The sequence below is a fragment of the Dongia sp. P2_B8 genome, assembly GCF_056404715.1.
In genome coordinates, this window is record NZ_JBFUDM010000008.1 from 100558 (window position 1) to 118243 (window position 17686).

At 62.3% G+C, this 17686-nt stretch carries 17 protein-coding genes; 16 read left to right on the plus strand and 1 reads right to left on the minus strand.

Annotated features, from left to right (window positions below):
* The first annotated feature begins 40 nt into the window (after positions 1-40).
* The 16 genes from AC1DWZ_RS20395 (at position 41) to hslO (ending at position 15821) form a co-directional block, all read left to right on the plus strand.
* On the plus strand, positions 41-625 hold the full coding sequence (locus tag AC1DWZ_RS20395; protein WP_477170781.1) for an SCO family protein: 585 nt from the start codon (positions 41-43) through the stop codon (positions 623-625).
* A 3-nt stretch (positions 626-628) separates the two neighbouring features.
* Positions 629-1099, plus strand: a complete 471-nt coding sequence (locus AC1DWZ_RS20400; protein WP_477170782.1) for a copper chaperone PCu(A)C — start codon at positions 629-631, stop codon at positions 1097-1099.
* A gap of 220 nt (positions 1100-1319) precedes the next feature.
* Positions 1320-2810: a replicative DNA helicase gene (locus AC1DWZ_RS20405; protein ID WP_477170783.1), complete on the plus strand. Its 1491-nt coding sequence runs from the start codon at positions 1320-1322 to the stop codon at positions 2808-2810.
* A gap of 15 nt (positions 2811-2825) precedes the next feature.
* Positions 2826-3965, plus strand: a complete 1140-nt coding sequence (gene alr / locus AC1DWZ_RS20410) for an alanine racemase (protein WP_477170784.1) — start codon at positions 2826-2828, stop codon at positions 3963-3965.
* A 3-nt stretch (positions 3966-3968) separates the two neighbouring features.
* Positions 3969-4748 carry an MlaE family ABC transporter permease gene (locus AC1DWZ_RS20415; RefSeq protein WP_477170785.1) on the plus strand — a complete coding sequence of 260 codons (780 nt, stop codon included), beginning with the start codon at positions 3969-3971 and terminating at the stop codon, positions 4746-4748.
* Entirely contained in the window at positions 4745-5518 is a 774-nt protein-coding gene (locus tag AC1DWZ_RS20420) for an ABC transporter ATP-binding protein (RefSeq protein WP_477170786.1), read from the plus strand. Before AC1DWZ_RS20415 ends, AC1DWZ_RS20420 begins: the two co-directional genes overlap by 4 nt.
* Before the next feature lie 186 nt (positions 5519-5704).
* Positions 5705-7189 carry a DNA repair protein RadA gene (radA, locus tag AC1DWZ_RS20425; RefSeq protein ID WP_477170787.1) on the plus strand — a complete coding sequence of 495 codons (1485 nt, stop codon included), beginning with the start codon at positions 5705-5707 and terminating at the stop codon, positions 7187-7189.
* Entirely contained in the window at positions 7186-7902 is a 717-nt protein-coding gene (locus tag AC1DWZ_RS20430) for a CvpA family protein (RefSeq protein ID WP_477170788.1), read from the plus strand. The genes radA and AC1DWZ_RS20430 overlap by 4 nt, the downstream gene beginning before the upstream one ends.
* Positions 7903-7927: 25 nt before the next feature.
* Positions 7928-9385, plus strand: a complete 1458-nt coding sequence (purF, locus tag AC1DWZ_RS20435) for an amidophosphoribosyltransferase (protein ID WP_477170918.1) — start codon at positions 7928-7930, stop codon at positions 9383-9385.
* A 2-nt stretch (positions 9386-9387) separates the two neighbouring features.
* Positions 9388-10131: an SDR family NAD(P)-dependent oxidoreductase gene (locus AC1DWZ_RS20440; protein WP_477170789.1), complete on the plus strand. Its 744-nt coding sequence runs from the start codon at positions 9388-9390 to the stop codon at positions 10129-10131.
* 116 nt (positions 10132-10247) lie between these two features.
* Complete coding sequence (locus AC1DWZ_RS20445; RefSeq protein ID WP_477170790.1) at positions 10248-11045, plus strand: ABC transporter permease; 798 nt, start codon at positions 10248-10250, stop codon at positions 11043-11045.
* Positions 11042-11854 (plus strand): ABC transporter permease, encoded by an 813-nt coding sequence (locus tag AC1DWZ_RS20450; protein ID WP_477170791.1) that lies wholly within the window; start codon positions 11042-11044, stop codon positions 11852-11854. The genes AC1DWZ_RS20445 and AC1DWZ_RS20450 overlap by 4 nt, the downstream gene beginning before the upstream one ends.
* A gap of 230 nt (positions 11855-12084) precedes the next feature.
* On the plus strand, positions 12085-12591 hold the full coding sequence (locus AC1DWZ_RS20455) for a GNAT family N-acetyltransferase (protein WP_477170792.1): 507 nt from the start codon (positions 12085-12087) through the stop codon (positions 12589-12591).
* 86 nt (positions 12592-12677) lie between these two features.
* Positions 12678-13871 (plus strand): acetylornithine transaminase, encoded by a 1194-nt coding sequence (locus AC1DWZ_RS20460; RefSeq protein ID WP_477170793.1) that lies wholly within the window; start codon positions 12678-12680, stop codon positions 13869-13871.
* A 2-nt stretch (positions 13872-13873) separates the two neighbouring features.
* On the plus strand, positions 13874-14806 hold the full coding sequence (gene argF / locus AC1DWZ_RS20465; RefSeq protein WP_477170794.1) for an ornithine carbamoyltransferase: 933 nt from the start codon (positions 13874-13876) through the stop codon (positions 14804-14806).
* 10 nt (positions 14807-14816) lie between these two features.
* Positions 14817-15821, plus strand: coding sequence for an Hsp33 family molecular chaperone HslO (gene hslO / locus AC1DWZ_RS20470; protein WP_477170795.1), 1005 nt, complete (start codon positions 14817-14819; stop codon positions 15819-15821).
* Between the two features lie 6 nt (positions 15822-15827).
* Here the strand turns inward: hslO and AC1DWZ_RS20475 are convergent, their stop codons facing one another.
* On the minus strand, positions 15828-17669 hold the full coding sequence (locus tag AC1DWZ_RS20475; RefSeq protein WP_477170796.1) for a sensor histidine kinase: 1842 nt from the start codon (positions 17667-17669) through the stop codon (positions 15828-15830).
* Between the last annotated feature and the right edge of the window lie 17 nt (positions 17670-17686).

The window sequence follows — 17686 nt, forward strand, 5'->3', positions numbered from 1 at the left end:
TGGCTCGCGACCCATTTGCTTATCTCTGAGGAGACATCCCATGAACCGGCGCGCCTTGCTGGTTTCCGCCGTGGCCGTTGTGGCCGCCGCGGGTATCGGCGCAAGCTACGTTCTCAACAACAAGAAAATGAGCGAGACCCTGTCGGTGGGCGGGCCGTTCAAGCTCATCGGCACCGACGGCCAGGAAGTGACCGAAGCAGCTTTGAAGGGGAAATATTCCCTGTTCTTCTTCGGTTTTACCTTCTGCCCCGACGCCTGTCCGACGGCGCTCAACACTTTTTCGCTGGTGCTGGGAAAACTGGGGGCGGATGCCGACAAGGTGCAGCCGGTCTTCGTCTCAATCGACCCTGCCCGCGACACGCCGGCTGTGCTGAAGGAATATCTAAGCTCCTTCGATCCGCGCATCATGGGCCTCACGGGAACACCCGAGGCGATCGCCGAGACTGCCAAATCCTTCCGTGTCTATTACGCCAAGCAGGGCGATGGCGAGTTCTATCTGATGGATCACAGCACGGCGATCATCGTCATGAATCCGGATTACGACTATGCCGGCGTCATGGCCGGCAACATGCAGCCAGACGAGATGGTTGCTCGCCTCAAAGACATCATCGCGCAAGGAGCCTGAACCATGAAGCGCATCGCTGCCTTCCTTCTTGCCATGTCGCTTTCCATCATGACTTTCGGCTCTCTCGCCACCGCGCACGAGCAAAAGGTGGGTGATCTCATCCTGCATCACGCCTGGTCGCGCGCCAATCCGGCCGGTGCCAAGTCCGGTGCCGTATTCCTCGTCATCGAAAATACCGGCGATGCGGCAGACCAATTGCTCAGCGTCACCACCGATATCGCTGCCATGGCGGATGTCCATCAGATGTCGATGGCCAACGACATCATGACCATGAAGCCCGCGGGTCCGCTCGATATTCCACCCCATGCCAAAGTCGAATTGAAACCCCATGGCCTCCACATCATGCTGATGGGGTTGAAGAAAAGGTTCTCTGAGGGTGACACTTTCCCGGTAACACTCACCTTCGCCAAGGCGGGGACCGTCACATTGCAGGTCGTGGTCGACAAAGTGGATGCGATGGACTCGATGGATTGAAATCATTTGGGGATTGAGACAAAGCTGACCGATGACCGGATTGCCACATTGGTTCGTCGTTGGTCAGCGAACGTCCGCCAGCGTAGTGGCGCGTGCAGCGCAATGACGCTCTTCACAGCACGCAAGCAAAATTTCGGGCCGACTCGAATAATGGGTTTATGATTGCTATCCCCGTTATCCACAGGCGCTATTGCTGAACCGCTCTGTTAGGGTCGCCGCCATGGAAGCTACACAACAGACCAATGTCACCCGGCTGCGCGGCACCGACGGTTCGACGCCGACGCGCACGCCACCTGTCAATTACGAAGCCGAGCAGGCGCTCCTGGGCGCCGTCCTTGCCAACAATCTGGTCTATGACCGGGTCAACGAGTTTCTGCGGCCGGAACATTTTGCCGATCCGCTCCATGGCCGCATCTTCGCAGCTATCGGCAAGCTCATCGAACGCGGGCAGATCGCCAATCCGGTGACGCTCAAAAACCTGTTCGACCAGGACGGTGCGCTCTCCGAAATCGGCGGTGCTACCTATCTGGTACAGCTCGCCCAGGCTGTCGTGACGGTGATCAATGCCGAGGATTACGGCCGCACCATCCATGATCTTTATTTGCGCCGGCAGTTGATCGATCTCGGCGAAGTGACGGTCAACGAGGCCTATATCCACGATACCGATGTCACTGCCCTGCAGCAGATCGAGCAGGCGGAAGGGAAACTTTTCGCACTTGCCGAAACCGGCCAGGTCGAAGGCGGCCCGAAGGATTTCCGTACCATCGTGGTCTCGGCCCTGCAGATGGCCGAAGCAGCCTTCAAGCGCGACAGCCATTTGACCGGTGTCACCACGGGCTTGACCGATATCGACCGCAAGCTAGGCGGTTTGCAGCCCTCGGATCTCATCATCCTCGCCGGCCGCCCCTCCATGGGCAAGACGGCGCTCGCCACCAATATGGGCTTCAACGCCGCCTCGGCCTTCAAGGAAGGCGATACCGGGACGCGTTACAAGGTTGCCTTCTTCTCGATGGAAATGTCATCGGAACAGCTGGCCTTGCGTATCATGGCAGAGAAGTCGGGCATTTCTTCCGACCGCATCCGTCGCGGTGACATTAAGGGCGATGAGGAATTCATCCGTGTCGTCGAATCCGCCAATGAGATGAGCTCGGCAGGTTTCTTCATCGACGACACGCCGGCGCTCACGATCCCGGCCTTGCGGACGCGCGCGCGGCGCCTGAAGCGCCAGCATGGTCTCGATCTCATCATCATCGATTACCTGCAGTTGATGCGCTCGGCCAATAACCGTGGCTCAGAGAATCGCGTGCAGGAAATTTCCGAAATCACCCGCGGCCTGAAGGCCATCGCCAAGGAACTCAATGTGCCGGTGATCGCACTCTCGCAGCTCAGCCGTGCTGTCGAGCAGCGCGACGACAAGCGCCCGATGCTGTCGGATCTGCGTGAATCGGGCTCGATCGAGCAGGATGCCGACGTGGTCATGTTCGTCTACCGCGAAGAATATTATCACGAGCGCCGGAAGCCCGGGGACCACGAGACCGACAAGATGCAGGAATGGCAGCGCGAGATGGAGCGCGTCCACAATGTCGCCGAAGTGATCATTGCCAAGCAGCGCCATGGCCCGATCGGCACGGTGCCGCTGCAGTTCGAGGGCATGCTGACCAAGTTCAGCGATCTGCTGCGCAGCGATTACGTCCCGGCGCAGACCGAATAGGGACGGGCGAAACGCATGCCCGACTCCTTTGCGCCGGTGCTGACGGTCGATATCGGTGCGCTCCTTGCCAACTATCGCCTGCTCAGCGCCACGGTAGCGCCAGGCCACTGTGGCGCAGCCCTCAAAGCAGACGCCTATGGTGTCGGCGCTGCGATGGTAGCCCCGCATCTGAAGCGGGCCGGCTGCGAGCATTTCTTCGTGGCGACGGTGGATGAGGGGCTTTCGCTCCGCCAGATGCTCCGCACCGGCCGGATCTACCTTCTCAATGGCCTGCCGCCAGGGGCGGAAAGGGACATCGCGCAAGGCGAGCTCATTCCCATCCTCAATTCCCTGCCCGAAATCGAACGTTGGCAGGCCTTTACCCGCGCCACCGCCCCGCGGCCGGCCGGACTGCAGTTCGACACCGGCCTCAACCGATTGGGGCTGGGGCCGGAAGATGCGCTGCGCCTCATCGGCGATCCGCATCTGCTGGATGGGCTGGAGATCGGGCTGGTCATGAGCCATCTCGCCTGTGCCGACGATCCCGAACATCCGCAGAACCGCGCACAGCTCGCCCGCTTCCGGGAGATCGCCGACAATCTGAAGATACCATCGCGGGCCGATGGGCGCGCCGGGACGCGTGGCGGCGCCCAAAAACCCCTGCTGTCGCTGGCTGCCTCCTCGAGCATTTTCCTTGGGACCGATTATCATTTCGACCTCAGTCGGCCGGGGGCGGCGCTCTATGGCATCAACCCCGTTCTGGGAGCCAGGAATCCACTCCGCCCCGTCATCCGTTTGCAGGCAAAAATCCTGCAATTACGCGAGGTTGACTTGAATATGACCGTTGGTTATGGTGCCTCGCATCAAGTTCGGGGGCCGTCCGTGCTGGCCACTATTGGGGTTGGCTATGCGGACGGAATTTTCAGGTCGCTGGGTAATCGTGGTGCGGTCTTCGTGGCCGGCCAGCGGGCCCCGATCGTGGGGCGCATCTCGATGGATTTAGTCACGATCGATGTCGGTCATCTGCCGCGGGCTGTCTTGCAGCCCGGCATGTCCGTCGACCTCATCGGTCCGGAACAATCGATCGACGATCTGGCACGTGACGCCGGCACCATCGGCTATGAAATCCTGACCAATCTCGGTGCGCGCTTCCAGCGCCGCTATACCGGCGCCTGAGCGATGGCCGTGCCGGTTCTGCAGCCGATCGGCCGCACCTTCCTCGCCAGCCTGGAATCAATCGGCCGCCTTGCGCTGTTCACGTTGAAGGCGCTGCTGCATTGCGTGACGCCGCCCTTTTATCCGCGCCTGATCCTCAAGCAGATGATCGAGCTTGGCTTCTATTCCCTGCCCGTGGTCGGCATGACGGCGGTTTTCACCGGCATGGTGCTGGTGCTGCAAACCTATGTCGCCGTGTCGCGCCTCAATGCCGAATCCACCATCCCCTATGTCGTGGTGATCTCGCTCACCCGCGAACTGGGTCCGGTGCTGGCGGGCTTGATGCTGGCGGGCCGCGTGGGTGCCGCCATGGCCGCCGAAATCGGCACCATGCGCGTTACCGAACAGATCGATGCGCTGCGCACCCTCTCCACCAACCCGTTCAAATATCTGATCGCACCGCGCCTTATCGCCGCCATCCTGATGCTGCCCGTGCTGGTGGGTATTGCCGACATCATCGGCGTGTTCGGCGGCTATCTGGTGAGCGTGTTCAAGCTGGATTTCAGCCCGCATATCTATCTGAAGAACACGGTCGATTTCGTCGAGACGATCGATATCGTTTCCGGCCTGGTGAAGGCTGCGGCCTTCGGCTTCATCGTGGCGCTCATGGGCACCTATAACGGCTTCCAGTCCAAGGGTGGCGCACAGGGTGTCGGCAAGGCCACGACCGATGCCGTGGTCAGCGCCTCCATTCTCATTCTCGCGGCCAATTTCATCATCACCGGGATTTTCTTCAGCCGATGAGCGATTTGAAGATCAAAGTACGGGGATTGAAAAAGGCGTTCGGCCCCAAGCAGGTGCTGAACGGCGTCGATCTTGACGTGCCCCGTGGGCAATCGCTGGTGGTGATCGGTGGGTCGGGCACCGGCAAGTCGGTGCTGATCAAATGCATCCTGGGCCTCCTCGAACCGGATTCGGGCTCGATCGAGATCGACGGCCAGGAAGTGGTCGGCTTGGCCGCAGCCAAGCGCGAAGACATCATGCGCAAATTCGGCATGCTGTTCCAGGGTTCGGCCCTGTTCGACAGTCTGCCGGTCTGGGAGAACGTCGCCTTCGGCCTCATCGCCGGCCGCGGCATGGACCGCAAGTCGGCGAAAGAGGTCGCCTTGCGCAAGCTCGCCGCCGTCGGCCTTGGGCCGGAGGTGGGTGAGCTTGTGCCCTCAGAACTCTCTGGCGGCATGCAGAAGCGCGTGGCGCTCGCCCGCGCCATCGCCGTCGAGCCGGAGATCATTTTCTTCGACGAGCCCACGACCGGCCTTGATCCCATCATGGCGCAGGTCATCAACGAGCTCATCGTCAAATGCGTGAAGTCGCTGGGCGCCACGGCCCTTTCCATCACCCACGACATGCATTCGCTGCGCGCCATCGCCGACGGTGCCGCCATGATCTATGAGGGCCGCATCATCTGGTCCGGCGATGCCAAGGGCATCGACCATGCCGGCAATGACTATGTCGAGCAGTTCGTGCAAGGCCGCGCCGAAGGCCCGATCCGCATGCCCGTCCGGCCGCTGTGAGGCGGGCGGTGACAGCTAGACTGAAATCTCCCCCTCACCCCGTCCCTCTCCCGCAAGGGGAGAGGGAGATTCCAGCGAGCTTGTGCGCAGAGCTCACCTCCTTGCGGCATGAAGATTATTGCCGTGTTCGCACCAGGCCCCTCTCCCCTCGCGGGAGAGGGGTTGGGGTGAGGGGGTGTCGCCGCGATGACTAAACCTATCCGCAACTATGTCTGTCAGTCCTGCGGCTCCGCCTTTCCGAAATGGGCGGGGAAATGCGAGGCGTGCGGCGCCTGGAACTCGATCGTCGAGGAGCCGGTCAGCAGCGGCGATGTCCCCAAGGGTCTCAGCGGCAAGCGCGGCAAGGGCGTCACCTTCGTGCCCCTCGACGGCGACGTGCCGCAGACGATCCGCCGGCCGACCGGCATGGCGGAATTCGACCGTGTCACCGGTGGTGGCCTGGTGCGCGGCTCGGCGGTCCTCATCGGCGGCGATCCCGGCATCGGCAAATCGACGCTGATGCTGCAGGTGGCGACGATGCTACGTGGCATCCGCGTCGCTTATATCTCCGGCGAAGAAGCGGTCGAACAGGTACAACTGCGCGCAAAGCGTCTCGGCCTCGGCCCCGACGGCAGCACACCGTCCGCCAAAAACCCGGCCGGCGAGATGCAGACCGAACTGGCTGCCGCCACATCCTTGCGCGACATCATGGCAAGCCTCGACCAGGTCGATGCGCCGCAGGTCGTGATCATCGATTCCATCCAGACGCTCTATCTCGACAGCCTCGATTCCGCCCCCGGCACGGTGGCGCAGGTGCGCACCTGTTCGGCCGAGCTCATCCGTCTTGCAAAATCCCGCGGCTTCACCTTGCTGCTGGTGGGGCATGTCACCAAGGAAGGGCAGATTGCCGGTCCCCGCGTGCTCGAACACATGGTCGACACCGTGCTCTATTTCGAAGGCGAGCGCGGCCATCATTTCCGCATCCTGCGCTCGGTCAAGAATCGCTTTGGCCCCGCCAATGAGATCGGCGTCTTCGAGATGACCGACCGAGGGCTGGCCGAAGTGCCCAACCCCTCGGCTTTGTTCCTCGCTGAACGCCACGGCAATATCTCCGGCGTCTCGGTCTTTGCCGGCATCGAGGGCACCCGGCCGGTACTGGTCGAGGTGCAGGCGCTGGTCTCGCCCTCGCCGCTCGCCACGCCGCGCCGCGCCGTGGTCGGCTGGGACAGTGCGCGTCTTGCCATGACGCTGGCCGTCCTTGAAACCCGCTGTGGCCTGGGCCTTGCCGGCAGCGAAGTCTATCTCAACATTGCAGGCGGCCTCCGCATCACGGAACCGGCAGCCGATCTGTCCGTGGCGCTGGCGCTCATCTCCTCGCTCTCGGACCGGCCGGTGCCATCTGACCTCATCGCCTTTGGCGAAATCGGCCTCTCGGGCGAGGTCCGCATGGTCACGCAAGCGGAGACGCGGGTCAAGGAAGCAGCCAAGCTCGGCTTCAAACGCGCCATTCTCCCCAAGCGCCTCAGCCAGCCCAGCGGCAAGAAATTGAAGGTCGAAGGACTGGAACTGATTGAAATCGGGCATCTCCAAGAAATGATCGATTGGCTCTATAATGAGGTTCGTTCGAACGCGCTGCAGGCGACGGTGACCGCCAGCCGCCAGCAGCATGCTGTGGAAGGTAAGCCGCGTTGAATTTCCTCGATCTCATCATTCTGGGTGTCATCGGCCTTTCCACGCTGCTGGCTTTCTCGCGCGGCTTCATCAAGGAAATGCTGTCGATTCTGGGCTGGATCGGTGCTGTCATCGCCACCCTCGCTTTGTTTGGCCCGGCCCGGACCATCGTGCGGCAATACATCGCGGAGCCCCTGCTGGCCGACATCGCAGCCGGCATCGGCATCTTCGTTGTGACCCTGGTCCTTTGCGGCATGCTCAATCATTGGATTTCCGCCCAGGTGCGGAGCAACGGCCTCGGCGCCCTCGACCGGTCGCTGGGCCTGGTGTTCGGCCTGGTGCGCGGCTCGGTGGTGGTGTGTGCCGCCTATATCCTGATGGCCTGGGCCTTGCCGAACCCGGCCGAGCGCCCAGATATGGTGAACGAGGCCCGGATGCTGCCGGCGGTGGAGCGGGGGGCGACCTTTATCCTCACTTTGCTGCCGGACGACATCCTGAAAACCGGCGAAGACGCCATCAACCAAAGCCTGAAAGCGGTCGAACAGGGCCAAGCGATCGGCAATGCCTATCAGTCGATTTTGCCAGACCCAAATGCCACCAATGCAGTGGGCACAGACCCCGCCCCCACAAAGGCGGGTGCTGCACCGCAAGATCAAGGTGGACAAGGCGACGGATCGGGGTATAAGGACGCCGAACGCAACGACCTAAACCGACTAATCCAGGGTTCCGAATAACCCGGCCGGAAAAAGGTAAATGCCGATGCTCACAACGAACCCCTTCGATGACGACAAATTGAAGGAGGAGTGCGGCATTATCGGCATCTTTGGTGTCGAAGAAGCCGCTACCCGCACAGTTCTGGGCCTCCATGCCCTCCAGCACCGCGGCCAGGAAGCTGCCGGCATCGTGTCCCACGATGGCAACGACTTCCATGCCCACCGCGCCATGGGCCATGTCGCCGACAATTTCTCCCATGAGAGCGTGGTGGGTCCGCTGAAGGGCCGCGCCGCCATCGGGCATGTGCGCTATTCCACGACCGGCGAGACGGCGCTCCGCAACGTGCAGCCTTTCTTTGCCGAACTGGCCTTTGGCGGCATTGCCATCGCCCATAACGGCAACCTCACCAACGCCGCCGCCATCCGGCGCGAGATGGTGAAGCGCGGCTCGATCTTCCAGGCCTCCAGCGACACCGAAGTCATCCCGCATCTGATGGCCACACATCTGCGCGGCAATGTCGTCGACCGGCTGATCAACGCCCTCCATCAGGTCGAAGGCGCCTATTCGATCGTCGCCATCGCCAAGGACATGGTGATCGGCGTCCGTGACCCGCTGGGTGTCCGGCCGATGGTGCTGGGCAAGCTCGGCGACGGGTTCATCCTAGCGTCTGAGACCTGCGCCCTCGACATCATGAGCGCCGATTACATCCGCGATGTCGAAGCTGGCGAGATGGTGATCCTCGACAAGAACGGCGTCACCTCGCTGCGGCCCTTTTCGCCGGCGAAGCACCGCTTCTGCGTATTCGAATATATCTATTTCGCGCGCCCCGATTCGGTCATGGAAGGTGTCAGCGTCTATGACGCGCGCAAGCGCATCGGCGCGGAACTCGCCAAGGAAGCCGGTGTCGATGCCGATGTCGTCATCCCGGTGCCGGATTCAGGCGTGCCGGCAGCCCTCGGCTATGCCGAAGGGTCCGGTATCCCGTTCGAATACGGCATCATCCGCAATCACTATGTCGGCCGCACCTTCATCGAGCCCACCGACCAGATCCGCCATCTCGGCGTCAAGTTGAAGCACAATGCCAACCGCGCCAAGGTCAATGGCAAGCGGATCATCCTGGTCGACGATTCCATCGTGCGCGGCACCACCTCGAAGAAGATCGTCGAGATGATGCGCCAGGCCGGGGCGACCGAGGTGCATATGCGCATCTCGTCACCACCCACTTCCTATTCCTGCTTCTACGGCATCGATACACCGGAGCGCAGCAAGCTGCTGGCTGCCCGCATGGATGTCCAGGAGATGGCCGATTTCATCGGCGCCGATTCGCTGGCCTTCATTTCGTTGGACGGCCTCTACCGTGCCATGGGCCATGCCGAAGGTCGCGACAGCAAATCGCCGCAATATTGCGATGCCTGCTTCACCGGCGATTATCCGACCGAACTCACCGACCAGAACACCGATACGGTGACCCAGCTCTCGCTGCTCGCTGAAAAGAGCGCATGAACATGGCTACGTCGGTTGTTGCACCCGGCATGCTTGCCGGTGGAAAACTTGCGGGCAGGATTGCGCTTGTAACCGGCGCCTCGCGCGGCATCGGGGCCGCCATCGCCCGGGCCTATGCGCGTGAAGGCGCCGAGCTGATCCTGACAGCCCGCACCACCGGCGGCCTCGAGGAGCTGGACGACGAGATTCGCGCCATCAACGGCAAGACCAGCCTGCTGGTGCCCTTCGACCTCAAGGATTTCGACGCCATCGACCGGCTGGGGGCCGCTCTCTACGAGCGCTTCGGGCGCCTTGATGTGCTGGTCGGCAATGCTGGCGCCTTGGGCACGCTCTCGCCGCTCGGCCATATCTCGCCCAAGGAATTCCAGGAGGTCATCGACCTCAACCTCACCGCCAATTGGCGCCTCATTCGCCAGATGGATCCCCTGCTGCGCCAGTCCACAGCCGGCCGGGCCATTTTTGTGACCTCCGCCGCAGCGCAAGGGCCCCGCGCCTATTGGGGCACCTATGCCATTTCCAAGGCAGCGCTGGAAATGATGGTGGGGATCTACTCTCAGGAAATCCTGCAGACCAATGTGCGCGCCAACATGATCGACCCCGGCCGCACCCGCACCAAGATGCGCGCCAAAGCCTATCCCGGCGAAGACCCGGCCACCCTGAAGACGCCGGACGAGATCATGGAAAAGTTCGTCGAGCTCGCCACGGCAGAATTCACCGGCAACGGCAACGTCGTGAAGGCGCAGTAGCGGCGCTTCCCTGAGTTCGTCATGGTCCGGCACGCCCCCATATGCATTCAACGACGGGCCGGGCCACGATCTAAGCAATTGCCTGACCGCCGCGCCGCCACTACCTTCCCGTCATCATGACACCTGCCCTTGCTCCCCGCCGTTATGGCCCCGTCAATTGGATCGGCCTGTGGACGCTCTACCGTAAGGAAGTGCGCCGGTTCCTGGCCGTGGGCACGCAGACCGTGCTGGCGCCGATGGTGACGACCTTGCTGTTCCTGGCCGTCTTCGTGCTGGCGCTGGGGCATTCGGTCGAATTGGTGGGCGGTGTTCCTTATATGGAATTCCTGGCGCCCGGCCTCATCATGATGGCCATGACGCAGAACGCCTTTGCCAACGCCTCCTCCTCGCTGATGATCGCCAAGATCCAGGGCAACATCGTCGATCTGCTCATGCCGCCCTTGTCGGCGCTGGAGATCACGCTGGGCCTGGCCTTGGGCGGCCTCACCCGCGGCATCGTCGTGGGCCTTGCCACCGCCGCCGGCATCTGGGTGTTCGTCCCGCTGCATGCGGCCCATGTCAGCGCGCTGCTGTTCTACGGCGTGATGGCCAGCCTCATGCTGGCGCAGCTCGGTGTCGTTGCCGGCATTTATGCCGAGAAGTTCGACCATATGGCGGCGGTCACCAACTTCATCATCACGCCTTTGGCGTTCCTCTCCGGCACCTTCTATTCGACCGAGCGTCTGCCGGATCTGGGACGCTTTCTCGCCCACCTCAACCCCTTCTTCTACATGATCGACGGCTTCCGTTACGGCATGATCGGCCATGCGGACGGATCGCTGATCATCGGCGCCCTGGCGCTCATCGGCGTCAATGCCGCTTTGCTACTGGCAAATTTCTTGAGCTTCCAGCGCGGCAGCCGGTTGAAGGCATGAGCGCGCCGGCATCCGGGCAGATCGGCAAGCTGCGGCGCTTCGGCCTGGTCAACTGGCTGGGCCTCGGCACACTCACCCGGCGTGAAGCCAGCCGCGGGCTCAAGGACTATCACTATCAGATCCTGGGGCCGGTCATTTCCAGCCTGCTCTATCTCGCTGTCTTTCATCTGGCGATCCGCACATCCGGCACCAGCGCCAGCAATGCCGACCTCCTCAACTTTATAGCGCCCGGCCTCATCATCTTCGTCGCCTGCGAGAAAGCATTCGAGAATGCCTGCTTCTCGTTCATCTTCGACAAGCATGAGCGGGTCATGGCCGATCTCCTGATGGCGCCGCTCACCTCGCTTGAGCGTGTCTGTGGCTATCTCGCCGGCGCCTGCCTCGCTGGCTTTACGATCGGCGGCGCCGTGGCCCTGGTCTCGCTGTTCTTTGCCGAGCTCACCTTGATGGAGCCGCTGGCGCTGATCTTCTTCGGCCTCATGGGCGCCATGATGCACGGGCTCATCGGTATCCTGGTCGGTATCTGGGCGGAGAAGTGGGACAATTACGCCCTCGTCCACACCTTCATGCTGCTGCCGCTCTCCTTCCTCTCCGGCCTCTTCTACCGGGTCGAGAACCTGCCGGCGCTGGCGCAGGATCTGGTGCGCCTCAACCCTGTTTTCTACATCATCGACGGCTTCCGCTTCGGCATGACCGGATCGGCATCGGCCAACCCCTGGGTCGGAGCCGCAGTGTTGCTCGCGGTCAATGCCGGCCTCTTTGCCCTGGCCTATAGCTGGTTCCGACGCGGGTATCGCCTGAAGCCCTAGGCTGCTTGACCGCCTTCTGTTTCTTTTTTAGAGTGGCCGCATGCTTGCACGTCTTTCCGCATGTTCCCAGCGACGCCGATTCTGCACCCTGGTGCGGAGCGGTCAGCTTATGGCGCGAACAGGAAGAACTGCCGGGAGATAGCTCCCAAGCTTCCGTCGTCCAACCAAAGCGTCCCCTGCCCACCCCCCGGTCGGCGGGGTTTTTTGCATCTGCATTTCGGAGCCAGTAAATGACCATCGACCCAACCATCGACATCAGACCCATCGACATCAGACCGGCCGGGCCAGATGAGGCAGCGGTCATCGGCAATATTGTGCGCGCCGCCTACGCAAAGTGGATTCCCGTGATCGGTCGTGAACCGCGCCCCATGCAGGTCGACTATCAAACGGCCCTGCAGGATCACCAATTTGATGTCGTCGTCGAAAACGGCCAGATCCTGGGATTGATCGAAACCATCCAGCATGGCGATCATCTTTGGATCGAGAATGTCGCCGTCGTGCCGGAGGCCCAGGGCCGGGGGATCGGGCAGCGCCTGTTGGCGCATGCCGAGCATAGGGCTGCCGAACGGGGATGCTTCGAGGCCCGCCTGCTCACAAATGGCGCATTCCAGGCCAATGTGTCGCTTTACCGGCGGCTGGGCTATGCGGTGGACCGGGAAGAGGATTTTATGAACGGCACGACCGTCTATATGAGCAAGAAGCTTGCGCGAGAGCCCCACGCATCACCCACCGGTTGACAGCAGGGGGCCATCTCCCGATAGTCGCCGCTTTCCGGCCCCAACCGACCCCAAATGAGCCCTTTTTTGACCCGCCAGAGGCAGAAATGACCGTCCAGAAGCCATCCAGCCTGATGCAGACCTATGCCCGTTCCGAGCTCGCCTTCGAGCGCGGTGAAGGAGCCTATCTCTTCACGGCCGATGGGCGACGTTTCCTCGATTTTGCCAGCGGCATCGCGGTGACGGCGTTGGGTCACAGCCACCCGCATCTGGTGAAGGCGCTGACCGACCAGGCGCAGAAGCTATGGCACACCTCGAACCTCTATCAGGTGCCGGGGCAGACCCGTCTTGGCGACCGGCTGACCGAAGCCACCTTTGCCGACCAGGCCTTCTTCGCCAATTCCGGCGCCGAGGCGATCGAATGCGGGCTGAAGCTCATCCGCAAATATCAGGACGATTTCGGCGATCCCGCGCGCTACCGCGTCATCGCCTTCGAAGGCTCGTTCCACGGCCGAACCCTCTCGACCCTCGCTGCCGCCGGCAATGAGAAGTACCTTAAGGGCTATGCGCCGAATGTCGACGGCTTCGATCATTGCGCCTTCGGCAACCTCAACGAAGTGCGCGCCAAGGTGGGTCCGGAAACGGCCGCCATCATGATCGAGCCCGTGCAGGGCGAAGGCGGCATGCGTGCCGCCGACATCGAGTTCCTGCAAAACCTGCGCAAAGTGTGCGACGAATTCGGCCTGCTGCTGATGTTCGACGAAGTGCAATCCGGCGTGGGACGTACCGGCAAGTTCTTTGCCCATGAATGGGCTGGCGTGACACCGGATATCGTGGCAACCGCCAAGGGCATCGGCGGCGGCTTCCCGTTGGGCGTCTGCCTGGCCACCAACAAGGTGGCGGCGGCCTTCGGTCCCGGCGCCCATGGCACGACCTTCGGCGGCAACCCGCTCGCCATGGCGGTCGGCAATGCCGTGCTCGACATCATTCTGGCGGATGGCTTCCTTGCCAATGTCAACAAGGTGAGTGCGCATCTGGATGCACGCATCGACGAGCTGCTGCGACGATTCCCCGGCGCATTCGAGAGCAAGCGCGGCAAGGGTCTGATGCGCGGTCTCAAATGCGCGAGCGGCGTCGTCAACACGGAGATGGTGGAACGCTTGCGCGGTGTCGGTCTGCTGACCGTGGGCGCTGCCGACAACACCATCCGCCTGTTGCCGCCGCTCATCGTCACCAATGCGGAAATTGATTCCGCCATCGATATGCTGGCCACGGTTGCGGCCCAAGCGAAAGCTGCCTGAAAATGACATCTGCCAAACTGACAACGCCGAAACATTTCCTCGACCTCGACATCATGTCGGCGGCCGACCTGCGGCGCATCGTCGATACCTCGAAGGCCGTGAAGGCGAAGGACTTCCCGAACGGCAACGCCAAGCCCTTCGCCGGCAAAGCGCTGGCCATGATCTTTGAAAAGCCCTCGACCCGCACCCGCGTCTCCTTCGAGATCGGCATGAAGAGCTTGGGCGGCGAGGTCGTGGTGCTTGAGCGCGAGAGCTCGCAGCTCGGCCGTGGCGAGACCGTGGCCGACACGGCCCGCGTGCTCTCACGTTATGTCGATTGCATCATGGTGAGGACGACCCGCGAACAAAAGCTGATGGAACTGGCGGAGAACGCCACGGTGCCGGTCATCAACGGCCTCACCGACCGCACCCATCCCTGCCAGCTGATGGCGGACGTCATGACCTTTGAGGAACATCGCGGCCCCATCCAGGGCAAGCGTATCACCTGGTCGGGCGATGGCAACAACATGGCAACGAGCTGGATCCATGCCGCCGTGCGCTTCGACTTCGAACTCAACATCGCCTGCCCGGCCAATCTCGCGCCACCGCGCGACGTCATCAATTGGGCACACGCCCAGGGCGGCAAGGTCAAGATCTCCGACAATCCACAGGAAGCGGTCAAGGGTGCCGACTGCATCGTGACCGACACCTGGGTTTCGATGGGGGATGCCGATTCCTTCGACCGGACCGAGCAATTGCGGCGCTTCCAGGTCGACGAAAAACTGATGAAAATCGCCAAACCCGATGCCATCTTCATGCACTGTCTGCCGGCCCATCGCGGCGATGAAATGACTGCCGCCGTGATCGACGGGCCGCAATCGGTGGTGTGGGACGAGGCGGAAAACCGTCTCCATGCCCAGCAGGGGATTCTTTATTGGTGCCTCGGTCTGCTTTAATATGACGTCCATGGAAGCAGCCACCCTGGTCCCACCCGCCAGCGATTTCGTCCAGCCGTTCCAGATCGAAGGCCATGGCGTACGTGGCCGCCTGATCCGCATCGACCAGGTGGCGAGCGAGATCATCGCCAAGCATGCCTATCCGGAGCCGGTGGCACATCTGCTCACCGAAATGATGGCCCTGGCCGCCATCCTGGCGGCGACCCTGAAATATGAGGGCGTCTTCACCCTGCAGGCCAAGGGCAATGGCGCCGTCCGCGTGCTGGTGGCCGACGTCACCTCAGCCGGCAATGTCCGCGGCTATGCGCAGTTCGATGAGAAGGCGGTGGCAGCCATTCCGGCTGCCTCCGTCAATCTTATGCGTCTTACGGGCGGCGGCTATCTTGCGTTCACGGTCGACCAGGGTGAGCACGCTGAACGCTATCAAGGCATCGTCGAGCTGGAGGGGACCAGCCTGGTCGAATGCATCCACCATTATTTCCGCCAGTCGGAGCAATTGCAGGCCGCCTTCAAGCTGGCGATCGAGCATCATGCGGATGGCTGGCGGGCAGGTGCCATCATGCTGCAGCGCCTGCCGGCACAAGGCAGCTCGCAGGGTGGCTGGACGCCCGACGGATCGACGCCCCATGATTGGCACGGCCGCAACGACGATGCGTTCGACGCCGGCACCGAAGAAGCCGAGGACGCCTGGCGCCGTGCTGTGGCCCTGATGGCCAGCACCCAGGACCGCGAGCTGCTGGGCCCGGAAACCGGCATCCACGATCTGCTTTATCGCCTGTTCCACGAGGACGGTGTCCGCGTCTTCACCGGCCATCCCCTGCAGGCGCAATGCCGCTGCTCGCGCGGCCGGGTCGAGAACGTGCTGAAATCCCTGGCATCAGACGAGCTCCATGACCTCGCCATCGACGGCTCGCTGGTGGTGACCTGCGAATTCTGCAACAGCGAATATCGCTTTGCCCTGAGTGATGTGACGCCCGGGGTCGACACTGGGGCCGACACTGGCGCCGACACCTGAGATCGATCAGTCGGCCGGAATCGTCACCGGATCGATGGCCGGCTCGATCGTCATCGCCGCGTTCTGCCGCGGCGGAAAATAGAGTCGCACGGTCGTGCCGCGGCCAAGAATGCTGTCGACCTTGATCTCGCCGCCATGCATTTCAACCAGGCTGCGCACGATCCACAGGCCCAGGCCCAGACCTTCCTCCTTGCCCGCGGTCATCGGGTCGCCGCGCGAGAAGCGCTCGAAGATGCGCGGCAGGACGGCGGGGGCGATGCCAGGCCCTTGGTCGGCGACATCGATCATCAATCCCTCGTCCATGGTCTTCTGCAGGCGAACGAGCACCGTGCTGCCGCGCCCGGAGAATTTGACGGCATTGGTCAGCAGATTGCCGAGAATCTGCAGCGCGGCACGATGATCGACCAGCCAAGGCGGCAGGTCCGACCCGGCGTCCAGCTTCAAGATGACATTCTTGGTATTGGCGGCAGGCTGCAGAAACGTGATGGCTTCGCGCGCGAGGATGACGGCATCGTGCTCTTCTTCCTGCAATTCGACCTGGCCGTTTTCGATTCTCGCTGTATCCAGGATGTCGCTGATGAGGTGCAGCAGGTGCGATCCGCTGTCGCTGATATGTTTGACGCAGTCGCGCTGCCGCTCATCTTCCATCTGCCCGCAGATGCCAAGGCGCATCATGTCGGAGAAACCGATGATGGCATTCAAGGGTGTGCGTAATTCGTGACTCATATTGGCCAGGAACTGGGACTTTGCACGGTTGGCCTGTTCGGCGGCGTCGCGTGCCAGCGACAGCTCGACCACATGGCGGCGGAACATCTCGGCAGCCTGCTTGGCGGTCGCCGACAAGGCCCGCTCGCGCTTGATCTCGTGGCGCGCCAGCAGGAACAGCAGCGCGCAGAGCACTGAAAAACACAGGCCGCCAATAAGCACGGCATTGGCGAGATTGCGGTTCGGCCCGCCCTGGAAGGTCGGCGCCAGTGACCAGGTGAGCTGCCATTCGGCACCGGCAAAGGCCAAGCGCGACGTCAGTGTCTCCTGTGTCGCAAGAGCAAATTGGCCCAGCGTCGTCATGCTGGGATCGCCGGGCAGCGGATGGAAGGTGACGGCGAATGTTTCGCCCTCGATCATGGTGCGGTGGGCGAGGCCGAGATGCAGTCCCGATGGCACTTTCTCGGCAACGAAGGTTGCGAGTATTTCCTCAAGATTGAGCGGCGCCACCAGCAAGGGCGGATGCGGGCCGCCTTGCAAGGCCACCACCAGGGCAAAGCGCGGACCGATCGTGTCATGGAACATCGGGACGGGCGAGAGCAGCAGATGCTGCGGCTGCTGGGCGGCGAGGTCCGCCGCGGCCACCAGCCCCGCCCACTTCGCCGGGTCATGGCCGAATTTGCCATAGCGCTCCAGACCAGTTCCGAACGGCATTTGATAATCGCCCCGTGGGCCGGCCGTCAGATAGGCAATCGAGATCGTGCTGGGTGCCAGATCATTGGTGGTGAGCGCTGCGATGGCGCGGTTGAATTCTGATTCGGTGACATTCTCGGACCCGAGGAAGAGGCCCGTCACGGCACGCACAGGCACTTGCGTCGCACGCAGCACATCGAGCAACGCATCGTCCAGGCGCTCAGTCTGATTCTGTGCGATCTCGCGCCACGTATCGTCGGCGCGGCGCGTCAGTTCCGCATAGATGACATAGGTGGCAAGGAAGCCCACCAGCAGGATGATGAGGGGAATGGCGATAAGCAGCCAGGAGATATGGCGCTGCGTACGGTGTGTACCGACATAGTCTGCAAGATGCGTTGATTCCAGAAACGCCGGCGCCACCTCGGTAGCGGATGCAGCGCTCCCTGACATGGCAACGGGCATCCGAT

Excerpts from the sequence above, each read along its gene's own strand:
- purF (WP_477170918.1), top strand. The coding sequence starts at position 7,928 with ATGCTCACAACGAACCCCTTCGATGACGACAAATTGAAGGAGGAGTGC.
- AC1DWZ_RS20400 (WP_477170782.1), top strand. The coding sequence starts at position 629 with ATGAAGCGCATCGCTGCCTTCCTTCTTGCCATGTCGCTTTCCATCATG.
- radA (WP_477170787.1), top strand. The coding sequence starts at position 5,705 with ATGACTAAACCTATCCGCAACTATGTCTGTCAGTCCTGCGGCTCCGCC.
- argF (WP_477170794.1), top strand. The coding sequence starts at position 13,874 with ATGACATCTGCCAAACTGACAACGCCGAAACATTTCCTCGACCTCGAC.
- AC1DWZ_RS20420 (WP_477170786.1), top strand. The coding sequence starts at position 4,745 with ATGAGCGATTTGAAGATCAAAGTACGGGGATTGAAAAAGGCGTTCGGC.
- AC1DWZ_RS20475 (WP_477170796.1), bottom strand. The coding sequence starts at position 17,669 with ATGTCAGGGAGCGCTGCATCCGCTACCGAGGTGGCGCCGGCGTTTCTG.
- AC1DWZ_RS20405 (WP_477170783.1), top strand. The coding sequence starts at position 1,320 with ATGGAAGCTACACAACAGACCAATGTCACCCGGCTGCGCGGCACCGAC.
- AC1DWZ_RS20440 (WP_477170789.1), top strand. The coding sequence starts at position 9,388 with ATGGCTACGTCGGTTGTTGCACCCGGCATGCTTGCCGGTGGAAAACTT.
- hslO (WP_477170795.1), top strand. The coding sequence starts at position 14,817 with ATGGAAGCAGCCACCCTGGTCCCACCCGCCAGCGATTTCGTCCAGCCG.
- AC1DWZ_RS20445 (WP_477170790.1), top strand. The coding sequence starts at position 10,248 with ATGACACCTGCCCTTGCTCCCCGCCGTTATGGCCCCGTCAATTGGATC.
- alr (WP_477170784.1), top strand. The coding sequence starts at position 2,826 with ATGCCCGACTCCTTTGCGCCGGTGCTGACGGTCGATATCGGTGCGCTC.
- AC1DWZ_RS20450 (WP_477170791.1), top strand. The coding sequence starts at position 11,042 with ATGAGCGCGCCGGCATCCGGGCAGATCGGCAAGCTGCGGCGCTTCGGC.
- AC1DWZ_RS20460 (WP_477170793.1), top strand. The coding sequence starts at position 12,678 with ATGACCGTCCAGAAGCCATCCAGCCTGATGCAGACCTATGCCCGTTCC.
- AC1DWZ_RS20395 (WP_477170781.1), top strand. The coding sequence starts at position 41 with ATGAACCGGCGCGCCTTGCTGGTTTCCGCCGTGGCCGTTGTGGCCGCC.
- AC1DWZ_RS20455 (WP_477170792.1), top strand. The coding sequence starts at position 12,085 with ATGACCATCGACCCAACCATCGACATCAGACCCATCGACATCAGACCG.
- AC1DWZ_RS20415 (WP_477170785.1), top strand. The coding sequence starts at position 3,969 with ATGGCCGTGCCGGTTCTGCAGCCGATCGGCCGCACCTTCCTCGCCAGC.